12 protein-coding genes are annotated in these 16701 nt (G+C 40.1%); 6 read left to right on the top strand and 6 right to left on the bottom strand.

The features are described from left to right. Positions 1–138 precede the first annotated feature (138 nt). From ACFW35_RS02740 to ACFW35_RS02730, 3 genes are all read right to left on the bottom strand, one after another. Positions 139–2064, bottom strand: coding sequence for an S-layer homology domain-containing protein (locus tag ACFW35_RS02740; RefSeq protein WP_379843627.1), 1926 nt, complete (start codon positions 2062–2064; stop codon positions 139–141). A 160-nt stretch (positions 2065–2224) separates the two neighbouring features. Next, on the bottom strand, positions 2225–3328 hold the full coding sequence (locus ACFW35_RS02735) for an S-layer homology domain-containing protein (RefSeq protein WP_379843626.1): 1104 nt from the start codon (positions 3326–3328) through the stop codon (positions 2225–2227). A 137-nt stretch (positions 3329–3465) separates the two neighbouring features. Beyond that, positions 3466–4470 carry an acyltransferase gene (locus ACFW35_RS02730; RefSeq protein ID WP_379843624.1) on the bottom strand — a complete coding sequence of 335 codons (1005 nt, stop codon included), beginning with the start codon at positions 4468–4470 and terminating at the stop codon, positions 3466–3468. Between the two features lie 198 nt (positions 4471–4668). Between ACFW35_RS02730 and secA2 the strand changes: the two genes are divergently transcribed. From secA2 to ACFW35_RS02715, 3 genes are all read left to right on the top strand, one after another. Then, a complete protein-coding gene (gene secA2 / locus ACFW35_RS02725; RefSeq protein ID WP_379843623.1) occupies positions 4669–7032 on the top strand; it encodes an accessory Sec system translocase SecA2 in 2364 nt (787 codons plus the stop codon). A 12-nt stretch (positions 7033–7044) separates the two neighbouring features. Further along, entirely contained in the window at positions 7045–7941 is an 897-nt protein-coding gene (locus ACFW35_RS02720) for an accessory Sec system S-layer assembly protein (RefSeq protein WP_379843621.1), read from the top strand. 129 nt (positions 7942–8070) lie between these two features. Next, entirely contained in the window at positions 8071–8535 is a 465-nt protein-coding gene (locus ACFW35_RS02715) for a VanZ family protein (protein WP_379843620.1), read from the top strand. A 223-nt stretch (positions 8536–8758) separates the two neighbouring features. On the opposite strand, the gene ACFW35_RS02710 is transcribed toward ACFW35_RS02715, so the two are convergent. Both ACFW35_RS02710 and ACFW35_RS02705 read right to left on the bottom strand, forming a co-directional pair. Next, entirely contained in the window at positions 8759–10867 is a 2109-nt protein-coding gene (locus ACFW35_RS02710) for a stalk domain-containing protein (RefSeq protein ID WP_379843618.1), read from the bottom strand. Positions 10868–11122: 255 nt separating this feature from the next. Further along, positions 11123–13651 carry an S-layer homology domain-containing protein gene (locus ACFW35_RS02705; RefSeq protein WP_379843617.1) on the bottom strand — a complete coding sequence of 843 codons (2529 nt, stop codon included), beginning with the start codon at positions 13649–13651 and terminating at the stop codon, positions 11123–11125. Positions 13652–13822: 171 nt separating this feature from the next. On the opposite strand from ACFW35_RS02705, the gene ACFW35_RS02700 reads away from it, so the two are divergent. Genes ACFW35_RS02700 through ACFW35_RS02690 form a run of 3 tightly spaced genes read left to right on the top strand, consistent with a single transcriptional unit; the run spans position 13823 to position 14761 of the window. Beyond that, positions 13823–14011 (top strand): hypothetical protein, encoded by a 189-nt coding sequence (locus tag ACFW35_RS02700; protein WP_379843615.1) that lies wholly within the window; start codon positions 13823–13825, stop codon positions 14009–14011. Then, positions 13974–14201: a hypothetical protein gene (locus tag ACFW35_RS02695; RefSeq protein WP_379843614.1), complete on the top strand. Its 228-nt coding sequence runs from the start codon at positions 13974–13976 to the stop codon at positions 14199–14201. The genes ACFW35_RS02700 and ACFW35_RS02695 overlap by 38 nt, the downstream gene beginning before the upstream one ends. Before the next feature lie 2 nt (positions 14202–14203). Further along, positions 14204–14761: a hypothetical protein gene (locus ACFW35_RS02690; protein WP_379843612.1), complete on the top strand. Its 558-nt coding sequence runs from the start codon at positions 14204–14206 to the stop codon at positions 14759–14761. 43 nt (positions 14762–14804) lie between these two features. On the opposite strand, the gene ACFW35_RS02685 is transcribed toward ACFW35_RS02690, so the two are convergent. Continuing rightward, on the bottom strand, positions 14805–16628 hold the full coding sequence (locus ACFW35_RS02685) for an FAD-dependent oxidoreductase (RefSeq protein ID WP_379843611.1): 1824 nt from the start codon (positions 16626–16628) through the stop codon (positions 14805–14807). Between the last annotated feature and the right edge of the window lie 73 nt (positions 16629–16701).

The raw sequence follows: 16701 nt of genomic DNA, 5'->3' as shown, positions 1-16701 counted from the left end.
TCCAAAATAATATTTTTCCACTTTCCCACTACTATTCTATCAGACTAGAGTAAATCTTTACCATAAAATTTATAGTATTTTCCTAGACAAAAAAAGAAAAGCTATTGAACCGAGGTTCAATAGCCTGCTATTAAAATATTATTGTGCTAAAGGTAAATCTCTCATAAGAGTTCCATAAGGTCCACCATGGCTGTAAACAAATGTTTTTTCATGATTAGCACCGTTTAGGTTCTTTGGTGTGATTTGCAGCCATGTTCCTTCATTTGTTTTAGATGTAACTTTGTTTAAAACAAGTACCGGTGTACCTTCTAATGGAATCGAATACAGCTTGCTAGCTTCAGCTGTTGCATCGCTTCTTACATTAACACCATCGGTTAATGTTACAGAAATTCCATATTGGTTACGTTCCTTCTCACCTAAGTAGCGGTCAATTCTGTACATATAACCTGCAATTTTTTGACCCCAGTAAGGATCAGATGCGTATCGAACATTCATACCTAGTTCTTTATCACCGACAACCTCACCGTTTGCTTTCCATCCTTGAATAAAATAGCTGGAAGTCGGATCAAGCAAGTATTCTTTAACAAGTACTTCAATACACGCTTCATAGGATTTAAATGTATCGCCGCTCTCATAAGCGGAGCCATCGACTGCACGAATACCGAATAGATTCTTTTTGTCGATTGCAAGCCTGCTTGTGCCCCAACCACTTTCATGTATGGCATGAGACAATAAATACATCGCATTCACGTTATATTTAGCTTCTACATTTTTGAATGCTTGTCCTAAATTTTCGAGAATCGTATTGTCAGCTGCTGATTCAGGTTTATTGTTTTTAATAAAATCATTCAGCTGTTCTGCTGTGTAGCTCGTCTTCGTATAAAGAGGCATAACATTAAAGTACTGATACATGTTATACGTGTTGCCGTTTCCAGTAAACGCATGTCCGTCTTTACTTGTATAGTTTCCATTTGGAAGGCTTCCGCTGCTTCCAAACCAAAATGCCCCATACGTATCCGTGTTTACGTTATACGTATAATGAGTCAGTTTTCCGTTTTCTGCCTTATAGTAAGATGCACCTTTTACCTTAACAGTCGGATGAAGTGTTGCTTCGTTCATTTTAAAGAAACCGATTGTGTTATTGAACTTTACCTTTACCCACGTTTCACCAGCATCTAAAAATTCAGTTTCTGTTCCTGCAACCAAGCTGAAGTGGTGATCTACAAAACCGTTCGTTTTATATAGTACAGATGCAAGTGGCTGAACTTGAGCTGGAGAAACCACTCCACTCTTCATATAAACCACTTTGTTGTCTTTTAAAACAACATGATTACTTTGAGTAGCTGCTGCCTTTGCTTCAGCATAGGTTTCATACTCTTTAACATTTGTAGTAGAATCCTTTGTTACAGTTGCAAGATAAAAGTTTGGAACAGGCGGTTTAGGCGGGTTTTTCAGAGTTTCCATCATACGTACTAAAAATGCACTCGTAGTTCCGCGTGTTGCATATTCAGATGGACGGAATGTGTTGTCTCCATATCCTGCAATAATTTTTGCATAAACCATTCTTTTCACAGAAAGTGCTGCCCAGCTTTGTACTTCTGAAGCATCTACGAACTTTAATTCAGCTTCCGGAAGTTTAATTCCTTTATATTCAAAAGCTCCATTCATCATGGAAGCCATAGCTTCTCTTGAAATCGGTGCATTAGGCATGAACTTGCCGTCTGGTGTACCATTAACAATGTTCATTTCAGCAGCTTGCTGAACAACTTTGTAATACCATGCTCCTTCTTTTACATCAGAAAAACTTTTCGGGTTGATGACTTCTAAATTTTGCGCTTCTAAAACACGTACTAAAAATGCCGCAAACTCGGCACGGGTTACATCACGATCTGGCTTATAATAAGTCTGGCCATCAATGACTTCCCCTTTTAAATAACCCAAATCGATGAGTTTTCTCATATCCCCTTCAAAATAATGCCCTGTAATGTCATCAGCTGCACTTGCTGAATATGTGCTGAACAACATGACAAAAGGCAATAATAACAAAGCCAACCATTTTTTCACTATACTACCCCCATTTGTAAAAAATACTAAGATTCACCACACCCTCTCTTAATCTACCAATATTCTACATAATTTGCTAGGAACTTTAAGACTATCTTTTATTTAACAATTATTGTAGAAAAAGAAAAACCCACCTAAATTTAGGTGGGTTACTTTAATTTTATTCTTCGTATCCGAACCATTCTTCGTAATTACGCTCAACTTCATCAGATGTATACATCTTCCAGCGATTGTTCTCTAAACGGAGATAGATTGTACCTGAAGCATCTTTTTCATAATTTCTTGTACCGTCTTCATCTGTTCTTACCATGTCATAAACAGCATTTTCTAACTCAATTTTTACTAGACGTGTATTGATTTGAGCATTGTCATAATCAATTCCGATTTCACCTTTTAGTGTGCCATGATAAGTGACCTCTTCTGGCTCCAAGATATACTCAATAAAGGCATTACTTGCTGAATGACCAAACCCCATTTGCCTTACATCTAACAAATCTTTTAGAGCATCATAATCTTGATTATTCATATACTCGGTACCTTTAGTTTCATTATCAAGAATTACTGTTTCAAGCATTGCTTTAGTTGGCAAATTAGCCGTTTCTTCTTTCATTGAACGAAGAATCATAACGATAGATTCGGCGCGAGTTGCCTGGTTGTTTGGTGCGAGTTTATCAGCAGAAACACCTTTCATGATACCTAATCCGTTTACCATGCGAAGATGATTGTATGCCCAGTGGTTCTTAGGAAGATCCTTGTAATCTTTCGGAGTACCATTCTCGAACTCTACTGTTTTATTAAAAGCACGAACAAGCATCGAAGCCATTTCGGCACGTGTTATCTTCTTGTTTGGCTCAAATGTTGTAGCAGATGTTCCGCTTACTACTCCATTTTGGTAAGCGATTTGAATATGTGTTTTACCCCAATGCTTGCTGATGTCTGTAAAAGGAACAGTTTTACCATTCGCTTTTAATTCCAAAGCACGTACGATAAAGGAAACAAACTCACCACGAGTAATTTTGTCGTCTGGATTAAGGAATAATAGATCAAATTCAATTCCGTCTTCCTCAACAGTTTCAATTGTACCTCTTACGATATCTGCATACAGCATATCCCATAGGTCGTTTTCAGCCCAGTGCCCTTCAATATCTACCGGCTCATAGTATGTAAACGGATCTTTGTATCCAGCCGCACTTGCAGATTGACCAGCGAACGGTGTTGCCAACAGAGACAAAGCCAAAAACGAGCTTGCTAGTTTTTTCTTCAAAATCATTTCCTCCTCCTAAATTTTACATTCTTAGAAAAATAATAATATTTCTCAGGAACTTTTTCACATGCTTATTTTACTATCTTTAGGAGGAAATGTTAAGTATTTAAATTTTTAAAATAATATTCCAGTATATTCTACGGAACGATATTCTTCACAAACGGAATCTTTTGAAGAATAACTACTGCTAGATAACTAGATAAAGTTACAACAACAAACGTAACTGGCACCCCGAATAATACGTGGATGGTTCTGCTATGCAATGCGAATCCAAAGAGATCTTGGAATATGCCAGACTTATAAAAGGTTAAAAAGAACGGGTGAATCAAATAGATCCCAAAGCTTGCTGCTGCAAATGAACCCAAGAATGGCACGTTCATATTAAACGAATGTTTAAATAAAACGAAAACTGCGGCTGAAACAAGCACAGTATTTGGCGACAAATAATCTAGCCAAAAAATGTCCAAGGCACCTTTTGAAGACGTTGCCCAATAGGTTCCAAAGATTGTAACCAGCATCCCAACAACTCCGCCGGCATAGATCAGCATTGTCGTCTTTTTACTTAACGTATATTTAGCGAGCAAGTAGCCCAATAGGAAATATCCTGCGAATCCCCAGAACATTCCCATCTTGAAACCGATGTGCATGGAGGTGAAGTAGAACACTACATTCTCGAAGCACATGAAAAACCAGATCGCTACAAAATAGATTAATATATTTGTTTTATGCGCAATGGCTCGAAAAAGCGGAGTTGCGAAATAAATCCCAACAATCATATAAAGAAACCACAAGTGGTAATAGGCTTTCCCTGTATAGATGTTCTTGATTGCGGTTTCAACAGAGAACAAATCCAGCTGTGTTCTGACTTTAAACAGCTCATAAAATAGCGTCCAGAACAGAAACGGTATGATGATCTTGGAGGCTCTCTTTTTAAAGAACACAGAAAGAGGTTCTTCTTTCCCAAGAAGCAGTGCCCCGCTGACCATAACAAAGACAGGAACACTCCAGCGTGCAAAACTATCGATAAGGTTTCCTAGCCACCACGTTTTTGAAATATCCACTACCATTAATGAAGCAATAACATGAATCATAACAACGGCCATGATAGCCAGTGATCGAAGTGCGTTCGCGTATTGAATCAATGCATTCCCTGCTTTCCTCTTTAACTATGAAATTTTTGTGAATTCGTCTTAATCATACAAATTGGTTTGGTATATGACAATATTTTCTTTAGCAATCGCAGATTATTTAACCATTTTTGACAAAATCATTCTATTTTTGGATATTTTTATAAATCCTTGTGATATACTAGTTTCAGTATTTAATAAGGAGAGAGTAAGATGTTGACCTACTTGAAAAACATCATAGATGAGCAGCAGAGAACGTTGAAGAAATACACCAAAATGGTAGACCAAATCAACGAGCTGGAAACTATTTTTGAAAAATATACAGATGAAGAATTGCGAGCAAAAACAGTTGAGTTTAAAGAACAGCTAGCAGAAGGAAAAACAATCGATGACATAAAGTTCGAAGCGTTTGCGGTTGTACGTGAAGCTTCTAAGCGTGTGCTTGGCATGCGCCACTTTGACGTGCAGCTGATTGGCGGACTTGTTCTATTAGAAGGAAACATTGCTGAGATGGCAACGGGTGAAGGTAAAACGCTTGTCGCTTCCCTTCCCTCTTATGTGCGGGCGTTAGAAGGCAAAGGCGTTCACGTTATTACGGTTAACGAGTACTTGGCACGCCGTGACAGCGAATTTATCGGACAGATTCATTCATTTCTTGGTTTAACAGTTGGACTGAATGTTCCACAGATCTCACCTGAAGATAAAGCAGCTGCTTATCAAGCTGATATTACATATGGTGTTGGTAATGAGTTTGGCTTTGATTTTCTTCGCGACAACATGGTGCAGCAGCCTTCTCAAAAGGTTCAGCGCCCCTATCATTTTGCAATTTTAGATGAAGCGGACAGCGTACTGATTGATGAGGCTCGGACTCCGCTAATCGTTGCGGGTAAAACACAAGTAAGCCAGGAGCTGCACTATGTTTGTGCACAGCTTGTTAAGCGTTTTAAAGAAGAAGAGCACTACTTATTTGATCCAGAAACGAAATCTGTAAGCTTAACAGATGCAGGCATAGACCGTATTGAAGCGTGTTTCGGTGTTGGCAACCTGTATGAACTTGAGCACCAGATGCTTTACCACTATGTTCTTCAAGGATTGCGTGCAGCGATCATGCTAAAGCGAGACGTTGATTATATCGTACGCGACGGAAAAGTGGAGCTCGTTGACCAGTTTACAGGGCGTATTTTAGAAGGCCGCAGTTACAGTGACGGTCTTCATCAGGCGATTGAAGCAAAAGAAGGACTTACAGTAACAGAAGAAAACAAAACACAAGCCTCTGTTACGATTCAAAACTATTACAGAATGTACCCGATGGTTTCTGGAATGACGGGAACAGCAAAAACGGAAGAAAAAGAATTCCGTGATGTGTACGGTATGCACGTTGTTCCGATTCCGCCAAATAAACCGCGTCAGCGTGAAGATATGACAGACCGTGTTTATGCGACACATGCGCAAAAGTACGAAGCGATTGCTGTGGAAGTAGCACGCATTCATGAAACGAAGCAACCTGTGTTAATTGGGACAACTACAATTGCACAGTCTGAAGAAGTGGCATCTTACCTTGATAAAAAAGGCTTAATGTATCAACTGCTGAACGCTAAAAGTGAAGAGCAAGAAGCACAGTTGATCAGTCTTGCTGGTCAAAAAGGACAGATTACGATCGCGACAAACATGGCTGGCCGCGGAACTGACATTTTACTTGGTGAGGGCGTAAAAGAATTAGGTGGACTTTATGTTTTGGGAACAGAACGTCATGAAAGCCGCCGTATCGATAACCAGCTAAAAGGTCGTTCTGGACGTCAAGGCGATCCTGGACGCTCTCAATTCTTTGTAAGTATTGAAGATGAAATCGTTAAGCGTTTTGCTCGTGACGAAATGGAAAAGCTGCAAAAAGGAATGAAAACGGATGATACAGGTTTGATTCTAAATCAGAATCCGGTTGCATTTATGGACCGTGTACAACGGATCTGTGAAGGTTTCAACTACTCTAGCCGGGAGTACACGCTGAAACTGGATGATGTCGTGAACCAGCAGCGTACGATCATTTACAAGCTTCGCGATCAGCTTTTAGTTAAAGAAGAGGTCTTCCCTTATGTAAAAGAGATGGCTGAGGAAGCGATTGAAAAAGTGTACAACGACCATATTACAGAAGATTTACTGCCGGAAGAATGGCATTTAGATGAGCTGCAACACGACTTAACGATGATTTACGGAAACTACATTCAATTAAAAGATCGCTACCAGGAAGATTATGAACTTCAGGATGATTTGAAGACACAGCTGACTGGTTATCTAGAGGAACTTGAAGCGTTTATGCAAGCTGATGAGAAGATGACACAATGGCTGAAGAGCTATACAGTGATGGCGTTAGACCGTGAATGGGTCAGCCACCTAGAAGCGATGAGCCACTTAAAAGAGGGAATCGGACTGCGCCGTTATGGACAGGACGATCCAATGAGATTATATGAAAAAGAAGGTCTGCAAATCTTTATCGGCACACGCCACAAGATTCATAAAGCAGCGATTCGCCAACTGACACAGTTCATGCAAGCTGTAGAAGATCAAAAGCAAAAACAATAAGGAGGTCCAATCATGCTTTCTCTTTTTAAAAAGAAAAATCTAAACAAAACAGGAGAAGACACGACGGTGTCCTCTGAAGAATTATTAAATGAAGCGGTGGAGCAAAGTACGGAGGAAGAAGTAGAAACGAAGTTGTTCTACTCCCCTGCCTATGAACCCGCGCAAGAATTAAAATATGTTTATCAATTTTTAAACCTGGAGCTTTCTCCTTTAAAGCCAAATCAAATCTCATTGTCTGGTGTAGATTTGAAGCAAGATGGCAGCGTAACAGTAACTGCCTTTATCCGCAACAGCTTAAGTAAAGCGATTAAATTGCAGGAAATGCCGCTGTTGTTACTAGACGCAGATGGTAAAAAATTAGCACGCAAAGAGTTTGATCTTTCTGTTGTTGGAGAGATTCCGGCGAAGAGCAGTGTACCTTGGCTGTTTAGTTTTGGAGCAGCTGACTTGTCAGTTGAAGGTGAACTTCCGAAGACTGGCTGGAAGCTTGCATTTGAATTAAAAACACAGAAAAAGCACGCTTTAGATTTAGAAGAAAGCTGGGCGAACAGCCTTCCTGAAGAAGATAAAGTACGCTTACATCAGCTAGTAGATGGGATGGCTGCACCTAAGCCTGGCGAAGTGAACTTTATGGGGCTGCAGGCGAAAAAGTCTGAGGATGGCAACTTGCACGTTACGATGCTGATTCGAAATGGTTCCGATAAAAACATCCAGCTGCAACAGCTTCCGCTTGAAGTGACAGATGCATCTGGTGACGTAATTGCTAAAGGCGGTTTTGCGCTGAATGATTTTGAAGTAAAAGCAAACACGAGCAAGCCGTGGACGTTTATCTTCCCTAGTAATCTAGTACTGAAGGAAGAAATCGACCTGTCTGTTTGGAAAGCTTATCCTCCACAACAAAATCAATAATATAATTGAACCAATCCTTAAGACGTATAAAAACGTTCAAGGGATTGGTTTTTTTAAGCATAAAAACCGTGGAAGCAGGCTTGATTAAGCATTATACTGAAAACAATGACTAATTCTCGGAGTACAAAGGTGAAATCTAAAAAACAATGTTATTTACTACTTAGAAAAAAACTAAAGGTCCCCATTTACATAGCTTTAATTATTTACCTGACACTATTAGTCTATGTTACTTTGCTAACAAAAAATGATTATGTTTATGGCGAGGCTATAAACTTAGATTTATTTCGCACGATTATTTTAATGTGGAATAGCGGAAATCAAATGCTGCTCCTTAAAAACGTGTTAGGAAACTTAATTCTCTTTTTCCCGTTAGGGTGTATACTTCCGCTTTTATTTAGATGGGCTAATCATTTTATTTCTTCCGTTTTATATGGATTTTTGGCAAGTCTATTAATCGAAACCATGCAATATACGATTGGAAACCGCGTATTTGATGTGGATGATCTTGTTTTGAATACAGCTGGGACAGTATTAGGCTGGATGTGCTTTAGGGTTTGTTTTGGTGTGTTTTACCTCGTTTTGAGGAGAAGATAGAGAATGTATCAGAAGATGTCGTAGAGTGACGGCTTGCGAGTATATTTTAATTTTCGTTAGATTAGAGGGCTTTTTCGAGAGATTACTTCAACTTTTCGTGAGAATGTCCCTTATTTTCGCGAGATTATTTCAACTTAAAGTTACTAACTGAAATCATCCCCCTCAAAATACCTCTTACTTATGCAAAAACCATGCCCAAATCACTGGGCATGGTTTTTTTCTATTAATTTTCTTCAGCCACAGGTGTTTCTTCCAAATTCGGAACAGATTGAGACTCAATCTGACCATTTTCTGATTCCTGTGTTGTATTTTGTTCTTCCGTTGCAGGTTCCTCAGCATCTTCAGCCGATTCTTCTACAACTGGAGCTTCCTCTGAAGTTGTTGCTTCTTCAGCAGGTGCCGTTTCTTCAGCTGGTTCTGTTTCTTCTGGCTCATCTACTACCGGCTGTTCCTCAACCGTTTGAGTTTCTGCCGGTGCATCTGCCTCATCAGCAGGCTCATCAACAACAGGGGCTTCCTCAGCCGGTTGCTCAACAGTTGCAGCATCTGCAGTTGTTACATGAACCGTCCACTCATCTTGTGACCAAGCTACATCAAATCCGAATGCGTTCGAAATAATTCTGACCGGAAGCATCGTTGTATTCTGATCAACGATTACCGGCTCACTCATGTAAATGTACTTTCCGTTCACCGAGATCGTTCGTTCTTTAAGATTGATCACCATTCTCGTTCCATCTTTTTCTGCCGTCACAATGTTATCTGCAAACGTAACCGTTGCACCCATTGCGGTTAACAGATCACGAAGCGGCAAGTACACCGTGCTGTAGCCATAGATGTGTGCTGGCGGATCAAAGTTCTGCTGCTCCCCATTAATCGTTACTGCTACAGGATCCGGGTTCTTCACTTTTGAATCCATTACATAACGGTCAATGATTGAAGCTGTGAACGTGTCGTTGTTCCATTTCGTTTCTGCACCCAGTGCGTTTCCGATAAAGCGAAGCGGAACCATCGTTCTGTTATCAACGATTTGCGGTGCTGCATCAAACGTAACCGTTGATGTTCCACTCGCTGAAACAACTGTTGCTGTAGTTGATCCAAGTTTAAATGTTACCGTTCGATCCCAACGGGTAGCTTTGATAACGCCTGTTGAAGCATTATAGTTTACCGTTGCTTCTAACTCTTCAAAGATTCCGCGCAGCGGTACAAACGTACGGCCATCCTTCGCAAATGCATTTTCATCATAATCGAAGAGCTTGCCATTTACGTGAACTGTAATTTTTTGTTCTGGCTTGTAGCGAGGGCTCTTCACATATAGCTTGTAGCCTTCTTGTGCCACATAGAGTCCAACATATTTATTTTGTGACCAGATCGCTGGATATTCTGAAACTGGAACATGCGTATTCCCTGCATAATTTCCAAGCTCAGGCGTAAACCCTGGACGCTTGTATTTAATGATAAACCAATCCGTATATCCTCCGCCTGAAGGATTCGTGCCCGGATAAACCAGGCTATACCCAGTCAAGTTACCAATCACTTTTGCATACGCATGATCACGATCATACCAGCTTCCCGTCTGGTGGAAATTCCAATATAAAATCTCTCCGCTCGTGTGATACGCGAGAGACATTTCCGGATTTACTTGAGCGGTAAAGTTAACCATCACTCTAGATTCAGCCTGATTGACAGGTGCTGTACCTTTGTAATTGCTCCAGGATGGTCCTGACTTATTATTTTTGATGTTTGCCCAATCTGCATCATACTGACGATTTAAATCGACTCCGCGCGCATTCGCTTTCCATCGTTTAAAGTCTGTGCTGCCTTCGTTCATGTTGATCAGTTTCCAATGATCTGCAGAAGGAAACTTTGTAAGACCGTATTGCTGCAGTGTTACACCATCCGGATTAACCATCGGCACGAACCACATCGTTGTTTTATTTAAAATATCGCGCACGTTATACTTCCCAAGATAATCCCCGTTCGTATAAGCACTCGCATATTCATCAATCATATCCATGGATAGATTGGTCGAAATCCATTCGCGGGCATGATGCGAACCGTTAACTAAGACTGTTGCATTTCCTTTACCTAATTTAATCGCGTAAATCGGACGGTTATATTCACTGCGTCCAATTTCTTTATAGCTGATCAAACCAGGATAATGTGCAGCTAGTTCTTTCATGTCTGTAACCATCTCATCATATGTATAAAATTGATTTGGATTAACTAGATCGTGTGCGGCTTCTGCTTTTTGGCCTCCCGTAAAACCAAAGACAGAAAACATGGAGACGATCAGACAAAGAACTATGAAACTATGAAGTTGTCGTTTCCCCAAAATTATTCTCCCCTTCCAAAAATAAACTACCTTAGTAGCGTATAAGTATTACGATTTGTAGTCAATGTAAAAAAGCCTTATCTTTTGTTAAGCTATTGTTACAAAACATCTAAAATTTGCCTAATATAAATTTTATGCATAAACGAACAAAAACCTGCTCAAATATGAACAGGTTTTTGTTAGGATGTGTTACTTAGTATCCTTAATATCGGCTATATTTCTATAACGTTTAGAAAAATTTATAGTATTTTTTAATTAATTTATATAACGATCCAGCATGGACGAAAATTCAGCTCTTGTAATCGGGCTATTAGGTCGGAATGTTCCGTCCGTATACCCGCCAGTAATTCCGTTAGCCAAAATCGTCTGGATGGAATTGTACGCCCAGTAACCTGGTTTCACATCAGAAAATGATTTGGTAGTTGTTCCTTCTAAATCATAAGCACGTTCGATGATCGATGCCATCTCACCGCGAGATAAAGTTGCATCAGGTCTGAAAGTTCCGTCTGTAAAGCCGCCCATAGCACCAATTGAAGCAACCGCTGCAATTGTTCCATATCCGTAAGTACTTGGTGTCACATCAGCGAAACCAGGATCTTTCACATTGCTCGTCGTTAATTTCATTTGTTTTGAAATCATCGTTGCCGCTTGAAGACGGGTGATATTGTCATTCGGTCCAAACTGTCCGTTCGGATAACCGCTGATGATAGACTGGCTTGTTAACTGTAAAATCGAGCTCTTCGCCCAAGGTGCTTTTTCTAAATCTGTAAAAGCCGGTTCCACATAAGCTGCATCATAAACAGCCTGCAGTTTTTCGAAATAGATCGTTCCTTTATTATGTTTAGCTGCATCTGTTTCTGCAAAATAAAGCTGCTTGAACTTTATCGGGAATGCTAGATTTGAATCCAGCTTCGCCTCGCTGTATCCCCAGCTTTTCCAAGTCATTCCGCCTGGTTGTGTAAAATCAATCTTTTGCGTTTGACCGTTTGCATCAATTACTTCTCCGCGAAGCCAATGACCAGACCCGTCATTATAGGTCCAAACTCCAATTGCCACAGGCTTCCCATTTACAGGAATAGATTGGTTGGCTTCTAAATAAGCTGCTGCAGTACCGCCGCCGCTATTCGTAAAATCATAATCTACTTTCGCGGATGATCCTTCGCGAGCAAAATACGAACTGGATGAAAGAGCAACCGTCGAGCGAGCTGTTTGAGTTCCCCAGTTAGATAACGAATTAAAATGGTCCAGTGCTAAATACTTTGTTCCAGCTGGAACAGAGTTTGCGACCGTCACAGGGATTCGTGCAACGGCACCTCCCATACTAGCGACAATCGTTCCTGTTCCTTCTGCTTTTGCCACGAACGTATTGCCTTCCATAACCCCTACTCCGCCTTCAACTGTCCAAGTTAGTTGAGAAGCTGATAGATTCATAGGGTTATAGTTTTCATCAAGTGCATATTTCAAAGGAATAGCTGCCTTCATACCTACTTCAAGAGTTGGAGCTGAGCCTAAAACAAGCATAGCCGCCGCCCCAGTTGGAGCTGTGTTTACCACTTCTAAAATCGACGAAACCGCGCGTTCCACTCCGTCAGATGGCGTATTCATTAAAACAGGCTCATATGCACCATACGGACGTGCAACCATCGCAGATGATCCCCCGCCGTCCAGGTTCATAGCGTAGTCTGCACCTAATGAAATCAAGTAGTTTGCCATCGCTGTTAACGATGAACCAGAACTCGCTTTAGATCGCCCATCATTCACGATAAAAAATAGTTTCTTATAATCTGCATCGTAAGCTACCACAGTTCGCGGTGCGCGGTCTTTTACAAGATAATCATTTGCAGACATTGAAATTTCCACTTTTCCATTGCGAACGAGCATCGGTCCGCTTCCTACAATAAACTTCGCATCTTTCCATTTCGCCTCAATGTCCGCTGATACCGAAACGGTGTCACCTTTTTTCAAACTAGCTAACTGATCAGCAAAATCTTTTCCTGCAAAAGATACAATCATTCCTCCAGCAGGGATTGAACGGTCACCAGGCTGAGCCATTCTAGTAATCTCTGAAACGGTTCCTGTAATCGTATCACCAAACCCAATTTGCGCAGGATCTTTTGATGTGTTTGTGATGACAATCTCCGTACCCCACTCATTAGTTCCAGAAGTACTTAATTTATTATTTTTTGTATAAAGAATTCCTGTATTTCCTTCACGAACAGAGTTCATGCTATAAAGCGGGAGAGTTTTTCCGTTAAATCCAAATGATAGACTTGGACGTGTATAATCGATGATCGGTTCACCATTCGCACCGATTCCAAAACCAACAGCTATATTCATAGGCGAAGTAGAATCCGCTGTTACCACTCCATAGTTTACAATTTTATTGTCTTGTGAAAGCACACCTGTTGGAGCATAGCCGTATTTATCATTCGATCTAAAGAAAGACGCGTTTACTGCACCGACTACATAATGTCCAGCTCGGTTATCCAGCTTTGCTCGCTTAGACACCGTCATTAAAGAACTGATCGGGTTCGGAACACCTACTTTAATTTGCGTGTTCGGATCACCAACCTTCGTTTCTACCATAAAAATATCCTGATTCACTGTGGAAGTACTATATGTAATCTCCTTAAACGTTGCTGCTTTTGAGAGCTTAAACTCTTTAACCGTTTTCCCATTAATAAATTCAGACGCATATGTATGACCTGCACCTAAAAATGTCTGTCCTGCCAACACTAAAGCTAAAAAAGCCCCCGCCTTTTTAGTAACCTTCTTACCCCTCATTTTAACTTATCCCCCATACTCTAGATGAAAATTTTTCCATTACTATACTATTTTATAATAAAATCCATAGATTGCAAGATTATGTCAAATTATAGTGAAAAAGGACTAAAATTGTTTTATCAGTAAAATTAATGTAGAATTTTGATGTGAGATTATACGGAGGAATTTATTATGCAAAAACATTTGGTGACAACTTTACTTTTGATACTGATTCTATTGCAAGCTTGCTCTAATGACACTCCTGAAATAATGAAAATAAATGACAAAGAATACTCTTATAATGAGAGGTTAATAGAAAGTCTTGATCTAACAAAAGGAACAAATGATTATACCCAATTGCAGGAAGAGTCTGCCTCCTGAAAGAACACCTGATTATAAAATTGAGCTTAATACTGACGATAAAAGTGAAGTAATTATGGTGTGGGAAGAGAACAAACAGGATTTATCCTATCTCGTGGACATAAAAAAGGAAAAGGATCAATTGTTTACGCAGATTAAAGGAAATGAAGCGGAAGAAATAAAAAAATTACTTGAAGAGTACGAGGATTAAACATGAGAAAAATCGTTTTGTTTGGCATATCAGTAATATGTGTATTGGTTTCATTAATTATTTTAATTTATAGTTTCGGCAGAACATCTTTAGTTGGAATCGCCGTTTTCCCAATGTGGATTGCAATGGCTTCATTTGATCCTGTAACCGGTGAATCTTCTTTGCCTATAGCTGCGTTGGTTTTATTTGGCTTTGAACTTTTATTTGTTTATATGAACTTTTATTTTATAAAAACAGTTCTGAAATGGAGCATTTTGTTCATCAATCGATTAAAAAACAACATTGCTGTCGTGTTAAATGCACTGTCTTTTGTTAGTATTGTTATTTCTGTAATACTAGTTATAACTGCTTTAACAAGTAATACTCCGAATGGCTTTGTAATCTATGGAGCTTTACAACCGGCATACAAATATGAAGAAACGAATTTATTTCTATCAAACCTATGGGTGATTTTTACCTTTTTATCCGCCGCATTCTTAATCTATTTAAACATCCGTTTCATCAAGTGGCTGAGACATAAGATGAAAGAAAAAAATGTTCAAACTGTTGAGCAGCAATAAGGATATTAAAAAGCTCTGCAATCGTTGACTGCAGAGCTTTTGTTTATTTATCAATCTTATTTAATATTCCAGACACTAGCGCATATCCTTCTTTTTTCAGAAGTGGTCTGTTTTCATCAACACGTTTGAAAACTTCATCATCTAGATAGCCTTGCTTAGCCGCAGCTGCCCAAAGATTGTTGCGCATTTTATCCTTTTTAATAAACCACTCAAACATCCAGCGAGCTGCTTTATCACGCGTCAAAGGTTTATCCCCAGAAACCTCTGGCCACTCAATGGACTTAAAGAGTTTCGAATCCGTTCTCTCCACTCCATTCTTCACCATCCACACAAACTGATCCTCTGTAAAAGGTTCGTTTGGCTTTAAGTCATTTTCATAGCCCGCAAACAGAATGCCTCGTGTATAAAGATCCTTCACAGCTGGATAAAACCATTTGCCTTCATATAAATAGTCTAAATCAAAATGGTAGAGGTGAGCACCTTTGGCAATCAGCTCATCCTGCAGCTTTTTCACCAGCTTTTTATTCTTCGACATCTCACGGAAATCCACTTTATTTTTATAAGATAAAACAGATGCCACACCTGCCGCTTCTGCTGTCGACATACCAGTTGGTACAATCCGAGCACTTCCGGCAGCTAACGAAGAATAGCCAGATGCCTTACTCGCTACAAGGAGATTATCGATTTTTTTAGGAACTAATGAACGAAACGGAATCGCATACTGCTTCGGATTCAAAATGATATAGTCTTCCCCGTCTGGTTCAGTGGCCTGAACGTCAACAGGATATGACCCAAACGCAATTGAATCCCAGTGGTCTTTGTATTCCCACACATCTGAGATCGGCAGCTGGTACTCTGCTTTGATGTGTCTCGTTTCACGAACATAAAGCTCCTTAGGATAGTCAGCGATCTCAGCATTTTCGAATCCAGGGAAGTTTGCCCGCAGAAACGCCAATACATGCCTTGTTTCTTCTTTTCCAATCTCAATTGCTTCTTTCTTCGACTTTTTATCAAGACCGTCTGTACCAAAAATCTGAAGGGCATTAATGTAAATGTCCCCGTTTGTTACCCGTGCGATGTTGAGTCCGCGTAATCGGGTCCGGTCACTCTTTGGCTTATACGCCTCAACAACTCCCCAAAACCCATAAGCCGTTCGAGGCTGTACGACAGCTTCACCGAACGTTTCATCCTTCGCCACTTTATAGACCTTGCTCCAATCCACGTTCTTGAAATGCATCATGAGCGTAACAGACATGCTTGTGTCTTTTTTTCCGATATCCTCTTGTCCGATAAAATAAGGAACTGTTGCTAGTGCCGCAAAGTCAGCATGAGCGGTTGTATCAATATAGCGTTTTGCTTGATAGCGCATCACACCATCTGAATTTTTCGCTTGAATTTGATGAATGGCAGTCTGCTCATCATTCAACTCTACCTTTTCCACTTCCGTTTCAAGCTTTAGCGTAATATTTTCTTCATTTTTTACAAGCTCGTCAAAAGCTTCCTCAGCTTTATCAATGTCAAACGAGATTTCCTTATCCACCATCTCGTGCCACTCTTTAAAAATCCCGGCGTTCGCTGGCTTTTTGTCTTTATCAAGACCGAGGTCGAGAAAATTCAGCTCTCCGTATGTAAACAAGCCGCCTAGTCCATCGCGCTTTACAAGTAAAAGCGTCTTGGCGCCGGCTCTTGCTGAAGCAACCGCTGCTGCCACTCCTTCAGGCTCACCGCCTACAACGATTACATCATATGTATTGAGCGGAATATTTTCGTCAATCCGCACGACATTATCATTTTTATAGAGGTAATAGCCAGTCCCCGCTCCCGCTATTATCACAATCCCCAAAATTATCGCTATCCACTTTTTCAATAATATCCCTACTTTTTTCTGGACGATTCTTAAACAACCGTCTCATTCATATGTATAAAAGTACATCTCTTAT

The sequence above is a fragment of the Fictibacillus sp. NPDC058756 genome, from assembly GCF_042746035.1.
Lineage (GTDB): Bacteria > Bacillota > Bacilli > Bacillales > Fictibacillaceae > Fictibacillus.
The sequence above is the reverse complement of the archived record's forward strand: the minus strand, read 5'-3'. Positions and strand labels throughout refer to the sequence as shown.

Excerpts from the sequence above, each read along its gene's own strand:
- secA2 (WP_379843623.1), top strand. The coding sequence starts at position 4,669 with ATGTTGACCTACTTGAAAAACATCATAGATGAGCAGCAGAGAACGTTG.
- ACFW35_RS02720 (WP_379843621.1), top strand. The coding sequence starts at position 7,045 with ATGCTTTCTCTTTTTAAAAAGAAAAATCTAAACAAAACAGGAGAAGAC.
- ACFW35_RS02705 (WP_379843617.1), bottom strand. The coding sequence starts at position 13,651 with ATGAGGGGTAAGAAGGTTACTAAAAAGGCGGGGGCTTTTTTAGCTTTA.
- ACFW35_RS02700 (WP_379843615.1), top strand. The coding sequence starts at position 13,823 with ATGCAAAAACATTTGGTGACAACTTTACTTTTGATACTGATTCTATTG.
- ACFW35_RS02695 (WP_379843614.1), top strand. The coding sequence starts at position 13,974 with ATGATTATACCCAATTGCAGGAAGAGTCTGCCTCCTGAAAGAACACCT.
- ACFW35_RS02690 (WP_379843612.1), top strand. The coding sequence starts at position 14,204 with ATGAGAAAAATCGTTTTGTTTGGCATATCAGTAATATGTGTATTGGTT.